We start from the raw sequence: 19,217 nt of genomic DNA, 5'->3' as shown, positions 1-19,217 counted from the left end.
CTGACAGGAATTGACACGACTTTGCCCTGCGGCACTTGAACACAGGCTGTGAGCGCTTAACTCTTGGCAACTTGTGAAACTTGCTCTCCCTTTCCGGCCATTGTGCAGCTGCCGGGTCATTCCGTTCATTTTGAAAAGAAGACCATGACCGCGATTCTTTCGGTTCAGAACCTATCCAAGCAATATGATGGCGGCTTTCAGGCGCTGAAAAATGTCAATCTCGAGATCGACGAGGGCGAGATCCTGGCGCTTCTCGGGCCCAACGGGGCCGGCAAGACGACGCTGATCTCGATCATCTGCGGCCTGGTCAATGCCAGCTCCGGGTTTGCCAAGGTGGGCGGTTTCGATGTGGTGAGCGACTATCGCCAGGCCCGGTCTTTGATCGGACTGGTGCCGCAGGAAATTGCGCTGGAGCCGTTTCAGACCGTGCTTGACGCGCTGCGCTTTACCCGCGGCCTGTTCGGCAAGCGCAATGACCCGGCGCTGCTCAAGAGCATTCTTGAGAAACTGTCGCTGTGGGACAAGAAAGACGCCAAGACGATGGAATTGTCTGGCGGCATGAAGCGCCGGGTGCTGATCGCCAAGGCGCTGTGTCACGAGCCGCGGGTGCTGTTTCTCGACGAGCCTACCGCTGGCGTCGATGTGGAATTGCGCAAGGAGATGTGGGACGTCGTCCAGCAGCTGAAGGAAGATGGCGTGACCATCATCCTGACCACCCATTACATCGAGGAAGCCGAAGCGATTGCCGACCGGGTCGGCGTGATCCGCGGTGGTGAGCTGCTTCTGGTGGAGAAGAAGGAAACGCTGATGCAGCGCATGGGCAAGCGGCAGATGCGGGTCGAGCTGATGCAGCCGCTCGATAAAATTCCGGAAGCGCTCGCTCGTTACAATCTCGACTATCTGGCAGACGAGCAGACGCTGGTCTATTCCTACGAGGCCAATGGCGAACGCACCGGCATTGCGTCGCTGTTTGCGGACCTGAGCAAGGCCGGCCTCATCCTGCGTGATGTCGAAACACGACAAAGCTCGCTCGAAGATATCTTCGTCGGTCTGGTTGAGGACAAGTCATGAATCTTCTTGCAGCAAAATCCATCTATTCATTTGAAATGGCGCGGTTTTTCCGCACTCTTTCGCAGAGCCTGATTTCGCCTGTTCTGTCGACGTCGCTCTATTTCATCGTCTTCGGGGCAGCCATCGGCTCGCGCATCGACGAGATCGATGGCGTCAGTTACGGCGCTTTCATCGTGCCGGGTCTGATCATGCTCTCGGTGCTGACCCAGAGCATTTCAAACGCCTCGTTCGGGATCTATTTTCCAAAATTCCTGGGGTCGATCTACGAGTTGCACACCGCGCCGGTATCGTTCGTCGAGATCGTGCTTGGCTATGTCGGCGCTGCGGCCACCAAATCGGCGCTGATCGGGCTGGTCATTCTTGGAACGGCCGAATTCTTCGTCGATTTCGAGATCCTGCACTGGGGTGCGATGCTGGCGTTCCTGGCGCTGACCTGCATATCGTTCAGCCTGTTTGGCTTCATCATCGGTGTCTGGTCTAAGAATTTCGAACAGCTGCAGATGGTGCCGCTCCTGGTGATCACGCCCTTGGTGTTTCTCGGCGGCAGCTTCTACTCGATCTCGATGCTGCCGCCAATCTGGCAGACGGTGACCCTGTTCAACCCGGTCGTCTATCTGATCTCCGGATTCCGTTGGGCCTTCTACGGGACTGCCGACATCAATATCGGCGTCAGCCTGATGATGATCGCCGCGTTCATGTTCATCTGTCTTGGAATTATCGGCTGGACCTTCAAGACCGGCTACAAGATCAAGACCTGAGGCCGAAAGGCAACCGACCCCAAAGGGGTCAGATGTCGCGAACCATGTTATCGAGCATGGTTCGGACTTCGCCGGCGACCTCTGTCAGACGGTCGTTGGCCACAGCCTGCATGGAGGCGACCGGGTCAACCGCGCTGACTGTCACTTCGCCATTGCCGCTGTCGCGGATGATGACATTGCACGGGAGCATTGCGCCGATCCGGGGTTCGATGCCGATGGCCTGATGGGCCATGGACGGGTTGCACGCACCGAGAATGAGGTAGCTCGGCATGTCGACGTCGAGCTTCTTCTTCATCGTCGCAGCAACATCAATTTCGGTGAGAACACCAAAACCATGGTCCGCAAGCGCCTTGCGGGTCCGTTCGGTGATGTCATCGAACGAGGACGCGCTGAATGCTCTGTCGATTGTGTAGGCCATAGCTTTGTCTCCTAGGTTCACCTGCCGTCAGGGATACTCATTGATATGGTATTCAATATACGAGATATCAACGTCGTGCCCCTGACGGAGGGCGATGGGAGAGCGCTCAGGCGGCTTTCGGCAAGCCGTTGCGACCGTGTGGCTCCAGCAGGTCAAGCGCCGGGCCGACGGGCACGATGCCGGTCGGATTGATGGTGTCGTGGCTGCCGTAATAATGGTTCTTGATGTGATCCATGTTCACGGTCTCGGCAATGCCGGGCATCTGGTAAAGTTCGCGCAGATAACCCGACAGCGCAGGATAGTCAGCGATGCGGCGGATGTTGCACTTGAAGTGGCCGACATAGACCGGATCAAAGCGGACAAGCGTCGTAAACAGCCGCCAGTCCGCTTCCGTCAGCGTGTCGCCCACCAGATACCGGGTCTTCTGCAGGCGCTTGTCGAGCATGTCGAGCGTGTCGAACAGGGCATCGACATTTTCCACGTAGGCTTCCTGGGTCGTGGCAAAGCCTGCCTTGTAAACGCCGTTGTTGACCGTGTTGTAGACGATCTCGTTGATCTCATCGATCTCCGACTGAAGCGCCGCCGGGTAGTAATCGGGCGAAGGCTTGGCAATCGCATCGAAGGCGGAGTTGAGCATGCGGATGATTTCAGCGGATTCGTTTGAGACCACGGTGTTGGTCTTCTTGTCCCACAGAACAGGAACCGTCACCCGGCCCGAATAGTCGGATTTGGCTGCCGTGTAGACCTGCCAGAGATAATCTGCACCACCCAGGTGATCCCTGGTGCCGCCATCGCGTTCATGAAACTCCCAGCCGTTCTTGCCCATGTAGGGATCCACGATCGACAGGGAGATCGCGTCTTCCAGACCCTTGAGCTTGCGGAAGATCAGCGTGCGGTGCGCCCAGGGGCAGGCGAGCGAGACATAGAGGTGATAGCGACCGGCTTCGGCCGCAAAGCCACCGACGCCTGACGGGCCGGCTGATCCATCAGCGGTTACCCAGTTGCGAAACGCCGATTCCGAGCGCTTGAATTGACCACCTGTCGATTTCGTATCGTACCAGACGTCCTTCCAGACGCCATCTACAAGCATTCCCATTTGCATTCTCCTTTTGACAAGACATAAGTCCGCGAGCTCAAAAAGCGAAGGCCGATAGGGTGAACGGTGCGTTTTGCATTGGACGACGGGGAGAAGCTTTGCTATGGGCGAAGGACAAGAAGGATAACCGGATGCCTGCCACGGCCTTGCGACGACGCTGAACAGATATTTCCCCTGCTCGATATGTGGGGCGGTTCAACACGTCTTGTCGATTCTTTCCGGATTACCATCATGACTTTCCAGGATATTGTCTTTCTGACCGAAGACGCCTCTCACGACGCGGTCATCAATCACATCAATGAAGAAGCCTTTGGGCCGGGCCGGTTCGTGCGCTCGTCTGAAAGGGTGCGTGAACAGGGCCCCCATGACCAGCAGCTTTCATTTGTTGCCAGTGACCGGGGGGAAATCATCGCGTCTGTTCGCATGACGCCGATTTATGCGGGCACAGTGGAGGGCCACCTGCTTGGGCCGCTAGCGGTTCGGCCGTCGCACAAGAACCTCGGCATCGGACGCGAACTGGTTCGCATTGTTCTGGCTGCGGCGCAGAAAGGCGGCAGCCATGCCGTTCTGCTGGTTGGTGATCCGCCCTATTATGCACCGCTCGGCTTTGCACCGACAAAGCCCGGCGCGCTCACCATGCCGGGGCCGTTCGATGCACGCCGGCTGCTGGCGGCCTGCTACGGAGGTGTTGATCCTATGGCGCTTGCCGGTGAGATCCGCCACCGCGACAGCTAGAGGCACTCAGGTCGGCACTGTCGTTCCGTAGGGTCTGGAGTTGCTCACACGGCCTGGCGTTCAGGTGCGGCAAAGGGCAGGTTCCGGTTCCCTTTGCCGGGGCTTGATCTACAGGTTTTTGCCTGTCGGGGTTGCGTTGCAGCAGCCAAGAGGTTGCGCTGCAGCACGAGGCAGCCTAAATAGAACCCCATGACTTATCTAGGCGAACAAGCCGACGACCTGTCTTCTCCTGCACGTCCCTACGCTAAAATCTGCGTTATCGGTGCGGGAGCCTGGGGGACCGCACTGGCCTCCGTGGCGCGCCGCGCCGGCCGAACCACGGCCATATGGGGAAGAGATCAGGCTACCGTCGATGCAATAAACAACGGCAATGAAAATCCCCGATACCTTCCGGGTATCGAATTGCCAGAGGGAATCATTGCGACCACCAATATGGCGGAGGCGCTGGCAGGGGCGGAGGCGGTGCTGCTGGTTACACCGTCGCGGACCTTGCGCGATATCTGTACCCAGATGCGACCGCATCTTGCGGCAGGGGTTCCGATCGCGCTTTGTGCCAAGGGGATTGAAGCCGGTTCCGGATATCTGCTCAGCGAAGTCGCATCGGAGATGCTGCCGGATCATCAGATCGGGGCCTTGTCTGGACCGACCTTTGCCACCGAGACTGCACTCGGCCACCTGACGGCGGCGACAATCGCGTTCCAGTTTTCCTATGCCGACAGGCTCGATACCGCTTCCAGTCCAGCGGCGCGTCTGGCGCTGTCGCTGGGGTCGGATTTTTTCCGGCCCTATATTTCTGATGATCTGGTCGGCGTCGAGGTCAGCGGTGCGGTGAAGAATGTCATCGCTATCGCCTGCGGAATGATGACCGGCTCCGGCTATGCCGAAAACACAAGGGCAGCGCTGATCGTTCGCGGCATGGACGAGATCAAGACGCTTGCCGACGTGTTCGGCGGTCGCCGAGAAACCGTGACAGGCCTTGCAGGCGCTGGCGATCTGACGCTGACCTGCTCCTCGCAGACCTCGCGCAACATGTCGCTGGGCGTTCAGCTCGGCAAGGGCATTCCGCGCGATCAGTGCTTCGAAGGCAGACCGGTTGTGGTGGAGGGCGAGGTGAACTCGGTCTCCGTCATGGACCTTGCGCGGCGGATGAACATCCACATGCCGATTTGCGAAAGCGTGTACCGGATCCTGCATCAGGGTGCTGATGTGAAGGAAACATTTGCCGAGTACTGGTCGCGACCAATTCAAGGCGAGAGGCGGGGGCTGTCAATCTATATCGATCACCCCCACGCTCTGACAGGGGACGTCGTCCAATGAACTCCATATCCACAGCGAGCCATGCGCTGAACACCCGAAAATTCGTGCTGGCCACGGATCTCGACGGCACATTTCTTGGCGGCAGCGAAGAAGACCGCAAGCGGCTCTATGGCTGGATCGAGGACAATCGCGACACTGTCGGGCTGATTTTCGTCACCGGGCGGGATCCGGAATTCATCGGTGAGCTCTGCTCTGAAAGAGGGGTGCCGTGGCCGGACTATGCGGTGGGCGATGTCGGCACGACCATTGCCACCGTGTCTCAGCAAGACGGTGTCTCGCCGATCCTGCATCTGGAAGAAGAGATTGCTGAACGGTGGGGCAATGCAGGCGAAATCGTCCGCGCCAGACTAGATGGCCATCCGGGCCTTGCCTTGCAGCCGACCAATTTCCGCTACCGCGTCAGCTACGATCTCGATTCCGCCAACTTTGACGATTCCGCCTGCTCGATCATCGAGGAGATGGGGCATCAATGGCTGATTTCCGACAACCGGTTCTTTGATGTTCTGCCCGATGGCGTGAGCAAGGGACCATCGCTGCGCAGGCTGGTGAACTATCTGGAAATCGAGCCAACCCGCGTTCTGTGCGCCGGCGACACGCTCAACGATCTTTCCATGCTCGAATGCGGCTTGCCCGCAGTCGCGGTAGGAAATTCGGAACCTTCTCTGGTTGAGCGCGTTGCTCATCTCGAGCACCTTCATATGGCGCAAGCGCACGGCGCTGCGGGCATACTGGAGGCTATTCGTGCGTTCGACATGCACGAACTACCAAAAGGATATTGAGTTCATGGCCAGCGATCTTGTCATCGTTTATCACCGTCAACCCTACGAGGAAGTCGAAGAAAACGGAAAGATCGTTTTCAAGGAAAACAAAAGCCCCAACGGCATCGTTCCGACGCTGAAGGGCTTTTTTGGCCGTGTCGACAAAGGCGCCTGGGTTGCCTGGAAACTGGCCGAAGATGCTTCCAATCCTGATTTTGAGCGCGTCATCGAAATTGAAGACAGTTACGGAAAATACTCCGTCACCCGTCTACCTCTGACTCCTGATCAGGTTTCAAGTTTCTATCACATCACCTCGAAGGAAGCATTCTGGCCGATCCTGCATTCGTTCAAGGAACGCTACAATTACGACCCGGTTGATTGGCCGACATTTCGTGAAGTGAACTGGTCCTTTGCAGAAGCCGCCGCTGCGGAAGCAGCCCCCGGCGCTGTGGTCTGGGTGCATGACTACAATCTCTGGCTGGTTCCAGGCTACTTGCGCAAATTGCGGCCCGATGTGCGGATTTCGTTTTTCCATCACACGCCTTTCCCATCTGCCGACATGTTCAACGTTCTGCCGTGGCGGCGCGAGATCGTCGAGAGCCTTCTGGCCTGTGATGTGGTCGGCTTCCATATTCCGCGTTACGCCGTGAACTTCGTTCATGTGGCGCAGAGCCTTCTCGACGTTGGCCCGGTCACGCGCAAGGATGTGAATCCCGATTTCATCTGGGAAGGGACGGCGCTTTCAGATCGGCGCGTGCCCGAAGCGGTGATGTATCAGGGTCGCGAGATCAAGATTTCCAGTGCCCCGGTGGGGATCGACTGGGACTTCATCCAGGACCTGGCGGCTTCAGACCAAACGCGCGAAAATGCGGCCGCCATCCGCTCGGAACTCGGCGATTGCAAGTTGATCCTGTCGGTGGGCCGCACCGACTACACCAAGGGTGGTGTTCAGCAGCTTGAAAGCTATGAGCGGCTTCTGCACGCCCACCCCGAATTGCACGGCAATGTGCGGCTGATGCATGTCTCTGTTGGTGCCAATCGAAGCATGGCCGCCTATGAAGAGATCCAGGGCGAGATCGAACAGGTGGCCGGCCGGATCAACGGAACTTTCGGTTCATTCGAATGGCAGCCGGTGGCGCTGATTTCGACCGCTGTGCCTTTCAAGGATCTGATTGCCTATTACCAGCTGGCTGATGTCTGCTGGATCACGCCGCTGGCCGATGGCATGAACCTGGTCTGCAAGGAATATGCTGCAGCCCGCGTCGATGGCGACGGTGTGCTGGTCCTTTCGGAATTTGCGGGCGCTGCGGTTGAACTGTCCTCCGCCGTCATTACAAATCCGTTCTCGCACCGGTCCATGGACATGGGCATTGAGCAGGCGCTGCAAATGCCTGAGGAAGAGCGCCGGCAGCGCATGACGATGATGCGCAAGACAGTTCAGAAGTATGGCATCAAGGCCTGGGCCGAAGATCAGATGAGTTATTTCGTCGACGACAAGGTAATGTCGAAGGCCAGTTGATCATAAACGCTTTACCGGCCTGAAATCGGCTTGGAACAAAGGGGAGAACCATCGCGGTTTTCCCCTTTTTCGTTTCAGCGGCCCTCGCGGAACCACGTGGCGCCGAGCGCCAGGATCATCAAGGCAAGGCCGAGGAAGCCGCCAAACAGCGGCACAGAACGTACGCCCTTGAGCACGGTTTCGTTGCTTGCGCGCAGGCCCATGCGCTCGCCCGCATCAATGCGCGCTGACCGGGTTGGCAGTATCTGCGGAAGATCGGTGGCGGCTGCATTGACCCGTGTTGTCAGGCCCCCGCTTTCTTTAGACAGCGGGGCTATCACATCGGTGGTCGAAACGGTGGCGCGGAATTCCGGCGCATCGACGGCGCCGACATGGGCCAGTGCCCGCAGATCTCCGGAGGTGACTTGGACAAGACCTGGCTGATCAAGCACCAGTTCGGACCGGAACAGGCCGTCGCCGGCTGGCGCCAGGATCACCTCACGGGTCTCACCCGAAGGCAGCGTGATGGTAGCAGGGTCCGTGGTGTCGCCCATGGTCTGACGCTCGACGACCAGCGTTCTGCCATTGGCGGTTGCTCTGAGAGCCTCTTCTTCCAATGACGGTTCTTTCATCAGCCAGTGGGCAATACGCCGGTAGAGCGCCACATGTGGACCGCCACCTTCAAAGCCGCGCGCCCAGAGCCAGCCGTGATCGGACAAAAGCATTGCCACCCGGCCTTCACCGTAGCGGTTGAGCACCAGAAGCGGTTCATTGTCCGCGCCACGCATGACGACATCACCAACGGTGTCGCGAACGCCAACACTGCGGAACCAGCGGCCCCATGCTGGAGGCTCGTTCAATCCCCCGGGAAGCATTCTTGTGACCGGGTGACGTCGGCCATCGTCCGACAATCGCGGATAGTAACCCGCATTGGTGACATCACCGGTTGGCACGGCAGGAAGCGCCGGCGCCAGCGGGGTTTCCGCGATTGATTCCATTCCAGAAAGTTCGGGACCAGCGGCAACCAGCAAGGCTCCACCATCTTCGACATAGCGGGCGATATAATCATAATAGAGCACCGGCAGCACGCCCCGGTTCTGGTAGCGGTCGAAAATGATCAGGTCGAATTCATCGATCTTCTCGACAAACAGTTCGCGCGTTGGAAAGGCAATCAGCGAGAGTTCGGAGATCGGCGTGCCGTCCTGCTTTTCAGGCGGGCGCAGAATGGTGAAATGCACCAGATCCACAGAGGCGTCGGATTTGAGCAGATTGCGCCAGGCGCGCTCACCGGCATGCGGCGCACCGGAGACCAGCAGCACGCGGAGGTTTTCGCGAATGCCTTCGATCAGGGTGACCGTGTGGTTGTTGGCGGTGGTTACCTCGCCATCCAGTGGATCAACGCTGAACTCGACGATGTTCTCGCCGCCGCGCGGCAGGTTGAGATAAAACGAGCTTTCCTGGCCTGTTGGGGCAGTTTCAGTGGCAATTTCTTCGCCATTGACCCGAACAGTGACATTGACCGGAGTGCCGGAGGATGCGGCGCCATCTTCATTGACGCGGTAGACAATTTCCTGGTCCTCGCCGACGATGCCGAAGCGGGGGCTGCGTACGATGTCGACCCTTCGGTCGATTTCATCCGGCTCGCCAACGATCAGCCCGTGAAGCGGCGCGTCCAGGCCGAGCGCCGAGAGCGAGCCGGGAACGTCGTGGACCTGTCCGTCGGTGATCATCACCGCGCCGGCAAGCCGGGAACTTGGAACATCGCGAATGCCGGAGGACAGTGCTTCAAACAGGCGGGTGGATGGCGACTGCGCATCAGGATCAGACACAGATTCGATGACCCGGGCTTCAAAGGTCGGATACCGGGCGATGCGCTCGGTGAGCGCCTTGAGCGCAGCATGGGTCCTTGCGGTGCGGTCCGGGCTCATCTGGCTCGGACTGCGGTCGACAACGATGGCGACCACGCTGGTGACCGGTTCACGGTCTTCGAAATTGGCGACCGGGTTGGCCAGCGCCAGAACGAGGGCTGCAAGCGCCAGCGCGCGAAGGGCAGCGCCGCGCATCCGCTTGGCAATGGCCCAGCCAACAAGCAGGATCGCGACAAAGGCGATTGCCAGGATCAGGGGCAGTGGCAGGAATGGATCAAATGCCAGGCTCATCTTATTGCCCCAACCGTTCAAGCAGTGCCGGGATGTGCACCTGGTCGGCCTTGTAGTTGCCGGTCAGCATGTACATCACGATGTTGACCCCGGCGCGATAGGCGTATTCGCGCTGCCAGGGATCGGCGGGGATGGTGGAGAACATCGGAAACCCCTGATCGTCGAGCGCCCAGGCCGCTGCCATGTCATTGCCGGTGATCAGGATCGATGAGACGCCGTCTCCGGTACGCGCAGGGCGCTCTGCCGGGTCGTTGGTTTCAGGCGTTGCCTCCACCCAGAGCGGGCCGTCGGAATAGCGGCCCGGAAAAGTGTCGAGCAGGAAGAAGGATTTTGTCAGCACGTGATCGGCGGGAACCGGCTCAAGCGGGGGAATGTCGAGGCCGGCAAGGATCTGCTGCAGTCTCACCGTCAGAGCGCTGGAGCCGCCACCGAGATCAACAATCCGGTCGCGGGTGTCAAACAGCACCGAGCCACCATTCTTCATGTAGGCGTCAAGCCGGCTTATGGCTTCCGGCGACGGCGTATCGGCATCCTCGCTCATAGGCCAGTAGATCAGCGGATAGAGCGACAGCGGTGCGGTCTCGAGATCGACGCCAATCGCTGTGCCGGGCTCGAGAGCGGTCCGGCTGAAGAGATAGTTTGACAGGCTGTCGAGACCCGCCTGGCTGGTTCTGTCGGCTTCTTCGTCGCCGGTGATCACATAGGCCAGACGGGTGCGATCAAGGCTTTCGAGAAGATCGACGTCGCCGGGCTGGGCATCCTGGGCACGGACTGTTCCAGGGGCAGTGAACATTGCCAGCGACAGGCCGACGATGAAAAGCGCAGGGGCTGCAGCAGACGCCTGTTTGAATGTCTTGCGACGGAAGGCGCCGTTGAGCAGCAGCACAATCAGCGTGTCGACCAGCAAGGCGAACAGGGCCGCTGCAAACAGCCATGGCCTGAAATCAACAGTGCTGTCGCCGGTGATGGCTGAGCGGGTGACCGGCGCTTCGAACTCGGGGATGGCAATCGGGGCCAAGGTCTCATCGGCACTGAAAAGGTTGAGTGCGACGAAACCGTCTTCGCCGCCATAAAGACCCGGCGGGTTGTCGGGGCCTGCCTGCACAACGGCCGTGCGGTCGGTAAGGTCAAGCGGCTTTGCGTCTCCGCTTGCCGGCAGCAGCGCGCCGTTGGCATCGAGCAGACGCCATGGCGGAAGGATGCCAGATCCGGCTTCGCCGCCGCCCGAGACCGCGCGTGACAGTTGCACCACGCGGCGCAGCATGTCGACGAAATGGCCCGAGATCGGAAGGTTGGACCAGCTCGCCTCTGCGGTGACATGGAACAGCACGATCCGGCCAGCACCGCGATCGGCGGCGGTGACCAGAGGGGTGCCGTCGGCAAGGCTTGCCCAGGTGCGGGCAGCAAGATCAGCCGAGGGTTCGGCCAGAACCTGACGCCTTACGGTGATGTCGCGCGGTGTCGGCAACCCGGCAAACGGCCCGGTTGCGGGATAGTTTGCCAGTGGCTGCGGCTCGATCCAGGAGAGGGCGCCGCCGAGTTCGCGCTCGCCCTTGCGCAACAGCACAGGCAGCAGCTCATCATTGCCCGGGGCTGCGGCCAGACGCGGGCCGGCAAAGCGGATCAGCGTGCCGCCGCGTTCGATCCATTCATTCAGGCTCTGGCTCACGTCTTCGGGCAGCGTGCCGATATCCGACATCACCACCACTGCGGGGGATTGCTCCAGCAGTTTCGGGATTGAAACGGACATTTCCTCGCTGTCGGCCTCGATCAGATCGGCAAAGGGCGAGAGTGCACGATTTATGTAGTAGAGCGGCGAGAGCAGCGGCTGGGCAATGTCTCTTGCCTCTCCCGATATCAGTGCCACCCGGCGGCGGCGGAAACTGTCGTCGAGCAGCCGCACTGAGCCGGCAGTGTCAATTCCGGTGACATCAAGGCGGGCAATGTCGTTGCGGATCTCGAAGGGCGTCGAGATCGTGCCTGTTGCTTCAGCTTCGCCGGTGTCGAAGCGGATTTCGCCGGCGGCAATTTCGCGGCCTTTGCCGTCGCTCGCGGTCAATCCATAGCTTGCCGCGTCCGTGGAATTCAGACGGCTCGCGGTCACGCTGAGTTCTTCGGCGCCATTATCAGCTCCTGTCAGAGCGAGCGCATTGGTGTCGTCTGCTCCTATGATGCGGATCGCCGAGGCCTCGAGCGCGGAGAGGCGGCTGAATGCATCTGTGGCGTCCGGGGTGTCGATGCCATCGGAGATATAGGCAATTGTGCCGGGCCGGGTCTGGCCCAGTGCTGCGATCAGCGCGGTCACAGATGCGCTGCGCTCGGGGCGCAGCGGTTGCGGCTTGGCTGCACGCAGCTGATCCCGGGCGCGCTCGAAGCTGGTCGGCGTCGCGTCATGGCGGCGGTTGGCGGTGAAAACGATCGACACCGGAATATCGAGATCCTCGGCTTCCGCGATCAGCGTTTCGGCGGCCTCGGTCCGTGCCTGCCAGTCAGGTGCCGTGGCCCAGCCGTTGTCGATGACCAGCGCCAGCGGGCCGTTCGATGACAAGGCCCGGTCGCGTGGATTGAGCACCGGTTCAGCAAGCGCCAGGATCACAAGTCCGGCGATCAGCAAACGCAGAAGGGTCAGCCACCAGGGGCTGCGGGACGGGGTTTCCTCGGCCTTGAGCACGCGGGCAAGAATAGCCAGCGGTGCAAATGGTTCGGCCTGCGGGCGCGGCGGGGTCAGGCGCAGAAGCCACCAGATCACCGGGAGGGCCAGAAGTCCGAACAGGATCGCCGGTGCGCCAAAGGCCAATGGGATGCCTGCAATCATGACAATGCCGCCTTCTTGGCTGCCGGAATGCCGGACAGATGGCCGTGCGCCGCGGCAAGGGCTTCGGATGCCAGCCGGTCGGTGCGATGGGCGAGAAAGCTCCAGCCCATGCGCCGCACGCCTTGTCCCAGCGCCTCGCGGCGGGCAAGCCAGGCTTTGCGGTAGTCCGCAGCGACCGTTTCGGCGCGGCCGGCGATCAGCTTCTGACCGGTTTCGGGATCGCGGAATTCGGTGCGTCCGGTATAGGGAAAGGTTTCCTCAGCCGGATCGGAAACCTCGATGATGTGACCGCGAATTCCGCGCCTTGAGGCAGGTCCGATGCAGGTTTCAAGCGTGTCGTCGGCATCAAGAAAATCGCTGATCAGGATGACATCGCTCATCCGCCCGATCTGACCCAGATCGGGAAGGGCGGTTTGTATCGGTGCATGGGCCAGAGCCAGCGCAAGTCGTTCCGCAGCGTTTCTGGAAGCAACAGGTTCCATGACGCCGGGGCAGCCGACACGTTCGCCGGAACGCGACAGGATTTCCGCGAGCGCCAGCATCAGCACAAGGGCGCGGCTTTCCTTGCTGACAAGCGCGACATCGGATTTGTAGAGCATGGAGGGCGACTGGTCGGCCCAAAGCCAGATCGTGTGAGCGGCTTCCCATTCACGGTCGCGGACATAGAGGTTGTCATCGCGGGCCGAGCGCCGCCAGTCGATGCGTGACAGCGATTCACCGTCGACATAAGGCCGGAACTGCCAGAAGGTTTCGCCGATGCCTCGTTTGCGGCGGCCATGCCAGCCGGCAATCACGGTATTGGCGACGCGACGGGCTTCGGCCAGGCAATCGGGCAACAGTGCTGCACGCTGCCGGGCACGTGCCAGCGCATCAAGCCGCGCGGTCTGCTGGGTCAGCTGGCCGATCGGGGCCATCGGCTCACCCCGCTTTCGGGGTGATAAGATCGGCGATGACGTCGCGAATGCCTATGCCCTCTGCGCGGGCCGAGAAGGTCAGCGCCATGCGGTGCTGCAGGATGGGTTCGGCGAGCGCGCGCACATCGTCAATCGACGGGGCAAGCCTGCCATCATAAAGCGCACGGGCGCGGGCGCAGAGCATCAGGGACTGACCAGCACGCGGGCCAGGACCCCAGGAGACTGTTTCGTCGACCTTGGCGTTGCCATGGCCGGGCCGCGCGGAACGGACAAGGTCGAGGATGGCGTCGACCACCGATTCGGGCACTGGCATCTGACGGATCAGCGCCTGGATCTCGGCCAGCCGCTCCATGGTGATGGCGGGTCGTGCCACTGACTCCTGAGAGCCGGTGGTTTCGAGCAGGATCCGACGTTCAGCCGCCATTTCCGGGTAGGGCACGTCGACCTGCATCAGGAAGCGGTCAAGCTGGGCTTCGGGAAGCGGGTAGGTGCCTTCCTGCTCAAGCGGGTTCTGCGTTGCCAGCACGTGAAAGGGGCGCGGCAGGTTGTGCGCGGCTCCCGCCACGGTCACATGGTATTCCTGCATCGCCTGCAGAAGCGCCGACTGGGTGCGCGGCGAAGCGCGGTTGATTTCATCAGCCATCAGCAGTTGCGTGAACACCGGGCCCGGAACAAAGCGGAAGGACCTGCGCCCGGTCTCGTCCTGGTCCATGACTTCCGAGCCGAGAATGTCGGACGGCATCAGATCGGGGGTGAACTGGATGCGGTTTGAATTGAGACCGAGAACGGTGCCGAGCGTTGTCACCAGCTTGGTCTTGGCAAGACCAGGGACGCCGACGAGCAACGCATGGCCGCCGGACAGAACCGCCAGCAGGGTCTGCTCCACCACGCTTTCCTGACCAAAGATGACGTCGGACACGGCCTGCTTGATCGCGGAAATTTCCGCCAGCGCCTGTTCAGCGGCAGCGATGACTGCCTTGTCGTCAATTGGCTTTGCGCCAGTGTCGATGCGTCCCATGGGTCTCTCCGCGCGTTCTGGTTCGTGGCTGGCAAACAGCTTATTCTACGCTCAAAGGCTGACAAGAGCCCTTCAGATGACTATCTGGTTACCTTTAACCATAGCTGGACAGGACAATGGCAAAAACAAGGACCAACACGAAATCAGATGCGGACGATCTTGCCGCGCTGATTTCGCGCGCCCAGGGCGACCGGAACGCCGGCAAGGATGGTTTGCCGCCGGTTGAGCACTGGAATCCGCCCTATTGCGGCGATATCGACATGGAAATCCGTGCAGATGGCACCTGGTTCTACATGGGCACCCCGATCGGGCGTCCGGCCCTGGTGCGACTTTTTTCCACGGTCTTGCGGCGCGATGACGACGACAAGACCTATCTGGTCACGCCTGTGGAAAAGATCGGAATCCGCGTCGTTGATGCGCCTTTTCTGGGTGTCGAGATGACTGTGGGCGAAGAAGATGGCTCCCAGGTGCTGACTTTCCGCACCAATGTCGGCGATGTCGTGCGCGCCGGGCCGGACAATCCGCTGCGATTCGTCGTCACCGGCGAGACTGATCAGCTCAAGCCCTATCTCATGGTGCGTGGCCGGCTGGAAGCGCTGGTCAACCGGGCTGTGACCTACGATCTCCTGGCGCTGGGCGAGGAAGTGGAGATCGATGGCGAGGCGATGTATGCGATCCGCTCAGCCGGCGCGGTGTTTCCGGTGATGCCGATGGCCAGGCTGGAGGCGGGTGTTTGACAGATACCGTGTCCACCATGCCGCAAGGGTTCGACGCCAACGGATTTAGATTTCGTGCGCAGCACCACAATCCCGATCACGCTTTCGGGTCTGAGCCGGCGCATCTCGGACATGGCGATCATGTGCTCAATCCCGGTATGGTTTCGGGACTGGTCGGCGCCAAGCTGAGAGAGGCTGCCGTTCTGGTTCCGGTCACAGATACCGGGCCTGAAGCGCAAGTGATCCTGACGCGCCGTTCGACCGCCATGCGCAGGCATTCGGGGCAGGTGGCGTTTCCTGGCGGCTCGGTTGATCCGGAAGATGGCAGCGTGGAAATTGCAGCCATGCGGGAGGCCGAAGAGGAAATCGGGCTGGATCGCAAGTTCGTCGAACCTGTCGGACGGCTGCCGGTCTACATGACCACCACAGGCTTCCGGATCACGCCGGTGCTTGCGGTGGTGCGGCCGGGCTTCACCCTTGTTGCAAACCCTGATGAAGTTGACGCGGTGTTTGAAACACCACTGTCATTTCTGATGGATCCGGCCAACCACCGGCGCGAAAGCCGCGTCTGGGAGGGCATCGAGCGGCACTATTATGTCATGCCCTACGGCGAACATCATATCTGGGGTGTTACCGCCGGGATCATCCGCACATTGTATGAAAGACTTTACGCATGAGCACTGAAGCGAACGTGGCTGACGAGAGCTGGTTCACCGATCCGGCGCTGGCGCGAATTTTTGCGCTGCTCAACCAGGACGGCGAGGAAGTACGCGTGGTTGGCGGCGCGGTGCGCAATGCCCTGATGGGCCTGCCGGTCACCGATACCGATCTGGCCTCGACCTGGGCGCCCGAGCAGGTGGTCAAGCGGGCTGAAGCTGCAGGCATTCGCGCGGTGCCGACCGGCATCGAGCACGGTACCGTGACGCTGGTGATCGACGGCCGCGGGTTCGAGATCACCACGCTGCGTCATGATGCCGAAACCGACGGCAGGCGCGCCAAGGTGACCTTTGGCAAGGACTGGCAGGTAGACGCAGAACGGCGGGATTTCACCATCAATGCGCTTTATGCCGATCAGGCTGGCACGATCATCGATCTTGTCGGCGGGCTGGAAGATATCGAGACCCGCACCGTGCGGTTCATCGGGGACGCCGACGCCCGTATTGCCGAGGACTATCTGCGTGTGCTTCGCTATTTTCGCTTCTTTGCCCACTACGGCACCGGCCGGCCCGATGCCGCAGCGCTGAAAGCCTGCGCCAGAGCGCGTGACAGGCTTGGAAAACTGTCTGCGGAGCGGGTCTGGAAAGAGCTCAAGACCCTGCTCAAGGCGCGCGATCCGGGGCGGGCATTATTATGGATGCGTCAGTCGGGCGTGCTTTCTGCGGTTCTGCCCGAGAGCGAAAAATGGGGCATTGATTCCATCGGCCCGCTGATTGCCGCGGAAACCGCGCTCGATTGGGAACCCGATCCAATGCTGCGGCTGATGGCCATGGTACCGCCGGATGTGGCGCGGATGGGTGAGCTTTCATCCAGGCTGAAAATGTCGCGCGCCGAAACCGACCGGCTGGTCAAATGGGCGGAGGCGCCGGCGATTGCGCCGACGCTGGCAATCACGGCGCTCGACCGTTTGCTTTACCGTCATGGCGTCCAGCCGCTCGGCGATCGCATCCGGCTGTCGCTGGTTTCCGCGCGCAGCCGCACCGAGATCGATGCCTCAGCGCTGACCGATACCGCAGGGCACAGCCGTCATCTTGCTCGGGCACTGAGTTGGGAGCAACCGGTCTTCCCGGTTGCCGGCGCGGATCTCATCGCTTTGGGCGTCGAGCCCGGCCCTGATATGGGCAAGCACCTTTCAGCGCTTGAACAGCGCTGGGTCGAGAGCAATTTCACTCTCGACAAGACAGCGCTGCTTGAAGCCAAGAACTGATTACGGGATGGATGATCGGCGCCCCGTCAGGCGGCGTCAGTCTCCTCAAGCGTCCGTTGCTTGATCTGCTCCACGATCGATGGACGGATGATGGTCTCGCCATGGGTTTGTCGCAGATGGTTAACGGTGCGGGAAACGATCTCTGCTTCGCTGTCAGACCGCGTGTGCCAGTCGCAACCGGGAACGAGGGATCCGCAATGGAAGGTTTTCATGGCTGTCTCCTCTTTTCGATGTCGAAGTTCAAGAGCCCGCCCAAGCCGGCGCACCGGCCGACGGTAAATCATCCTACATCAAAAACGCCACTGACGCACCCCGGACCGGGGACCGCTTGCGGGTAAACCACCACCGGCGGAGCTCGATTGAGATTGAGGCTTACGTTTTGTGTGCTGTTCGATTTTCGCCCTAATCGTTTGCCCGGCGATCAAACTGATCATGCTGGCCTCTGTCAATTTTTCGAAAGTGTTAACCTTGTTTCCCTAGCAGTGAACATGACGATTTCGCTCCTTTTGCAGGATTCAGGGATGATTGTGGGTTTGAGTTCGTTCGAAGCCGTTCTGGATCGCGTGAGCCATGAACAGGAAGACACCTCGACCCAGAGATCAGGGTCATGGTCAGCACGGCACGGCTGGAATTCGAGTTTCATTGCGGCTGGTCTCAGGGCTCAACCCTGGCCAAGCAGGGAACAGCCCGGGTTGGCCGCTTCGGCTTGTCACACCGACACACTTGTTCCCCAGCTCCCGCAAGAGCCGCCGCTGCAAAAGGCTAAACCCAAACCGACCATCGACACTTCGCTCTTCAAACGGCTAAGCCCCGAGGAGGTTGCGAAGGACATAAATTTGCTGGCCTCTGATACAGCGGCCGAGCTTCAATCAAAACGCCGAAGCTTCGCCCGGCTTAATCACCCGGACCGTACGCCCGCGGAATGGCGAGAGGCTGCCACCATCCGCATGAAGATCGCAAACCATATGGTCGATGAAGCGCTGCGCAGGATTTAAGCGTCGCGCAAATCATGGAAGCCCGGTTCTCTCTTATGGATACATCACCACCGGTGGCAGCGAGGAGAGGATCGAGGCGACATTGCCGCCGGTCTTCAGCCCGAAAATGGTGCCGCGGTCATAGAGCAGGTTGAACTCGACATAGCGGCCGCGGCGGATCAATTGCTCGGTGCGTTCTGCCTCGCTCCAGGGCTTGTTGAAATTGGACCGCACGATCTTCGGATAGACCACGTTAAACGCCCGGCCAACATCCTGGGTGAAGGCAAGATCGGCTTCCCATCCGCCGTTCTTGTCATCTGTGTGCAGCCAGTCGTAGAAGATGCCGCCGATACCGCGGGGTTCATCACGGTGCGGCAGGAAGAAGTATTCCTCGCACCAGGCCTTGTATTTCGGGTAATCGGCGACCGCATGGCGGGTGCAGGCGATTTCCATGGCGCGGTGAAACAGCTGCGTATCAGGATCGGTCTGGGTGCGGCGATTGTCGAGAACAGGCGTGAGATCAGCGCCGCCGCCGAACCACTGGCTCGTCGTCACCACCATGCGGGTGTTCATGTGGACGGTCGGCACATGCGGATTGGTCGGGTGCGCGATCAGCGAGATGCCCGAGGCCCAGAACCTGGGGTCTTCGTCGGCGCCCGGAATCTGGGCGCGGAATTCGGGCGAGAATTCGCCGTGGACTGTTGAGGTATGGACGCCGACCTTTTCAAACAGCCGGCCCTTCATGATCGACATGGTACCGCCGCCGCCGGCACCTTCGTCGCGCTGCCAGGGCGTGCGCTCGAAGCGCCCCGGCTCGCCGGTCGACTGCGGATTGTCGACTTCGTCCTCAAGTGCCTCGAAGCTCTGGCAGATCTGATCGCGCAGCTGCTCAAACCACTGGCGCGCTTTGGTCTTCTTTTCCTCGATGTCGTCGGGCAGGCCGACCGGCAGGCTTGGGCGTTGCATAGGGCTTCCTCGTATTGGCTTTTGACCTGTCATAGCAGCAGAGTTGGTTCGATGAAACCTTACCTTAGCTCCCGATTGCG

At 60.4% G+C, this 19,217-nt stretch carries 18 protein-coding genes; 10 read left to right on the top strand and 8 right to left on the bottom strand.

The annotated features are described in order from the left end of the window. The first annotated feature begins 144 nt into the window (after positions 1-144). The gene (locus WNZ14_RS19900; protein WP_342870425.1) at positions 145-1,071 is read left to right on the top strand and encodes an ABC transporter ATP-binding protein; all 927 of its coding nucleotides are present in this window, start codon (positions 145-147) and stop codon (positions 1,069-1,071) included. Next, positions 1,068-1,829 (top strand): ABC transporter permease, encoded by a 762-nt coding sequence (locus WNZ14_RS19895; RefSeq protein WP_342870424.1) that lies wholly within the window; start codon positions 1,068-1,070, stop codon positions 1,827-1,829. The genes WNZ14_RS19900 and WNZ14_RS19895 overlap by 4 nt, the downstream gene beginning before the upstream one ends. Positions 1,830-1,857: 28 nt before the next feature. Here WNZ14_RS19895 and WNZ14_RS19890 read toward each other — a convergent pair whose 3' ends face one another. Together WNZ14_RS19890 and WNZ14_RS19885 are read right to left on the bottom strand one after the other, a co-directional pair. Beyond that, on the bottom strand, positions 1,858-2,247 hold the full coding sequence (locus WNZ14_RS19890; RefSeq protein WP_342870423.1) for a DUF302 domain-containing protein: 390 nt from the start codon (positions 2,245-2,247) through the stop codon (positions 1,858-1,860). A 106-nt stretch (positions 2,248-2,353) separates the two neighbouring features. After that, positions 2,354-3,343: a glutathione S-transferase family protein gene (locus WNZ14_RS19885; protein ID WP_342870422.1), complete on the bottom strand. Its 990-nt coding sequence runs from the start codon at positions 3,341-3,343 to the stop codon at positions 2,354-2,356. Positions 3,344-3,574: 231 nt separating this feature from the next. Here WNZ14_RS19885 and WNZ14_RS19880 point away from each other — a divergent pair, with 231 nt between their 5' ends. The 4 genes from WNZ14_RS19880 (at position 3,575) to ggpS (ending at position 7,672) form a co-directional block, all read left to right on the top strand. Beyond that, on the top strand, positions 3,575-4,078 hold the full coding sequence (locus tag WNZ14_RS19880) for an N-acetyltransferase (protein ID WP_342870421.1): 504 nt from the start codon (positions 3,575-3,577) through the stop codon (positions 4,076-4,078). Positions 4,079-4,267: 189 nt separating this feature from the next. After that, positions 4,268-5,395 carry an NAD(P)H-dependent glycerol-3-phosphate dehydrogenase gene (locus WNZ14_RS19875; protein ID WP_342870420.1) on the top strand — a complete coding sequence of 376 codons (1,128 nt, stop codon included), beginning with the start codon at positions 4,268-4,270 and terminating at the stop codon, positions 5,393-5,395. Further along, positions 5,392-6,174, top strand: a complete 783-nt coding sequence (locus WNZ14_RS19870) for an HAD-IIB family hydrolase (RefSeq protein ID WP_342870419.1) — start codon at positions 5,392-5,394, stop codon at positions 6,172-6,174. Before WNZ14_RS19875 ends, WNZ14_RS19870 begins: the two co-directional genes overlap by 4 nt. 4 nt (positions 6,175-6,178) lie before the next feature. Next, positions 6,179-7,672, top strand: coding sequence for a glucosylglycerol-phosphate synthase (gene ggpS, locus WNZ14_RS19865; protein WP_342870418.1), 1,494 nt, complete (start codon positions 6,179-6,181; stop codon positions 7,670-7,672). A 74-nt stretch (positions 7,673-7,746) separates the two neighbouring features. Here the strand turns inward: ggpS and WNZ14_RS19860 are convergent, their stop codons facing one another. Genes WNZ14_RS19860 through WNZ14_RS19845 form a run of 4 tightly spaced genes read right to left on the bottom strand, consistent with a single transcriptional unit; the run spans position 7,747 to position 14,557 of the window. Then, entirely contained in the window at positions 7,747-9,810 is a 2,064-nt protein-coding gene (locus WNZ14_RS19860) for a hypothetical protein (protein ID WP_342870417.1), read from the bottom strand. Position 9,811: 1 nt separating this feature from the next. Next, positions 9,812-12,625, bottom strand: coding sequence for a DUF4159 domain-containing protein (locus WNZ14_RS19855; protein WP_342870416.1), 2,814 nt, complete (start codon positions 12,623-12,625; stop codon positions 9,812-9,814). Next, entirely contained in the window at positions 12,622-13,539 is a 918-nt protein-coding gene (locus tag WNZ14_RS19850) for a DUF58 domain-containing protein (protein WP_342870415.1), read from the bottom strand. The genes WNZ14_RS19855 and WNZ14_RS19850 overlap by 4 nt, the downstream gene beginning before the upstream one ends. Before the next feature lie 4 nt (positions 13,540-13,543). Further along, complete coding sequence (locus WNZ14_RS19845) at positions 13,544-14,557, bottom strand: MoxR family ATPase (RefSeq protein ID WP_342870414.1); 1,014 nt, start codon at positions 14,555-14,557, stop codon at positions 13,544-13,546. A 116-nt stretch (positions 14,558-14,673) separates the two neighbouring features. Between WNZ14_RS19845 and WNZ14_RS19840 the strand changes: the two genes are divergently transcribed. From WNZ14_RS19840 to WNZ14_RS19830, 3 genes are read left to right on the top strand one after another with little or no spacing between them, the layout of a single operon-like run. Beyond that, on the top strand, positions 14,674-15,294 hold the full coding sequence (locus WNZ14_RS19840; RefSeq protein WP_342870413.1) for a DUF1285 domain-containing protein: 621 nt from the start codon (positions 14,674-14,676) through the stop codon (positions 15,292-15,294). A gap of 17 nt (positions 15,295-15,311) precedes the next feature. Then, positions 15,312-15,950 carry a CoA pyrophosphatase gene (locus WNZ14_RS19835; RefSeq protein WP_342870545.1) on the top strand — a complete coding sequence of 213 codons (639 nt, stop codon included), beginning with the start codon at positions 15,312-15,314 and terminating at the stop codon, positions 15,948-15,950. Continuing rightward, entirely contained in the window at positions 15,947-17,197 is a 1,251-nt protein-coding gene (locus WNZ14_RS19830; protein WP_342870412.1) for a CCA tRNA nucleotidyltransferase, read from the top strand. The genes WNZ14_RS19835 and WNZ14_RS19830 overlap by 4 nt, the downstream gene beginning before the upstream one ends. Before the next feature lie 26 nt (positions 17,198-17,223). Here the strand turns inward: WNZ14_RS19830 and WNZ14_RS19825 are convergent, their stop codons facing one another. Further along, a complete protein-coding gene (locus WNZ14_RS19825; RefSeq protein WP_342870411.1) occupies positions 17,224-17,409 on the bottom strand; it encodes a DUF1059 domain-containing protein in 186 nt (61 codons plus the stop codon). A gap of 171 nt (positions 17,410-17,580) precedes the next feature. On the opposite strand from WNZ14_RS19825, the gene WNZ14_RS19820 reads away from it, so the two are divergent. Next, positions 17,581-18,192 (top strand): hypothetical protein, encoded by a 612-nt coding sequence (locus tag WNZ14_RS19820; protein WP_342870410.1) that lies wholly within the window; start codon positions 17,581-17,583, stop codon positions 18,190-18,192. 33 nt (positions 18,193-18,225) lie between these two features. Here the strand turns inward: WNZ14_RS19820 and hemF are convergent, their stop codons facing one another. After that, positions 18,226-19,137 (bottom strand): oxygen-dependent coproporphyrinogen oxidase, encoded by a 912-nt coding sequence (gene hemF / locus WNZ14_RS19815; RefSeq protein WP_342870409.1) that lies wholly within the window; start codon positions 19,135-19,137, stop codon positions 18,226-18,228. Positions 19,138-19,217 lie beyond the last annotated feature (80 nt).

The organism is Hoeflea sp. AS60 (assembly GCF_038900115.1).
Taxonomy (GTDB): domain Bacteria; phylum Pseudomonadota; class Alphaproteobacteria; order Rhizobiales; family Rhizobiaceae; genus Hoeflea.
Note: the sequence above shows the minus strand (reverse complement) of the source record. Positions and strands in the feature narration are given on the sequence as shown.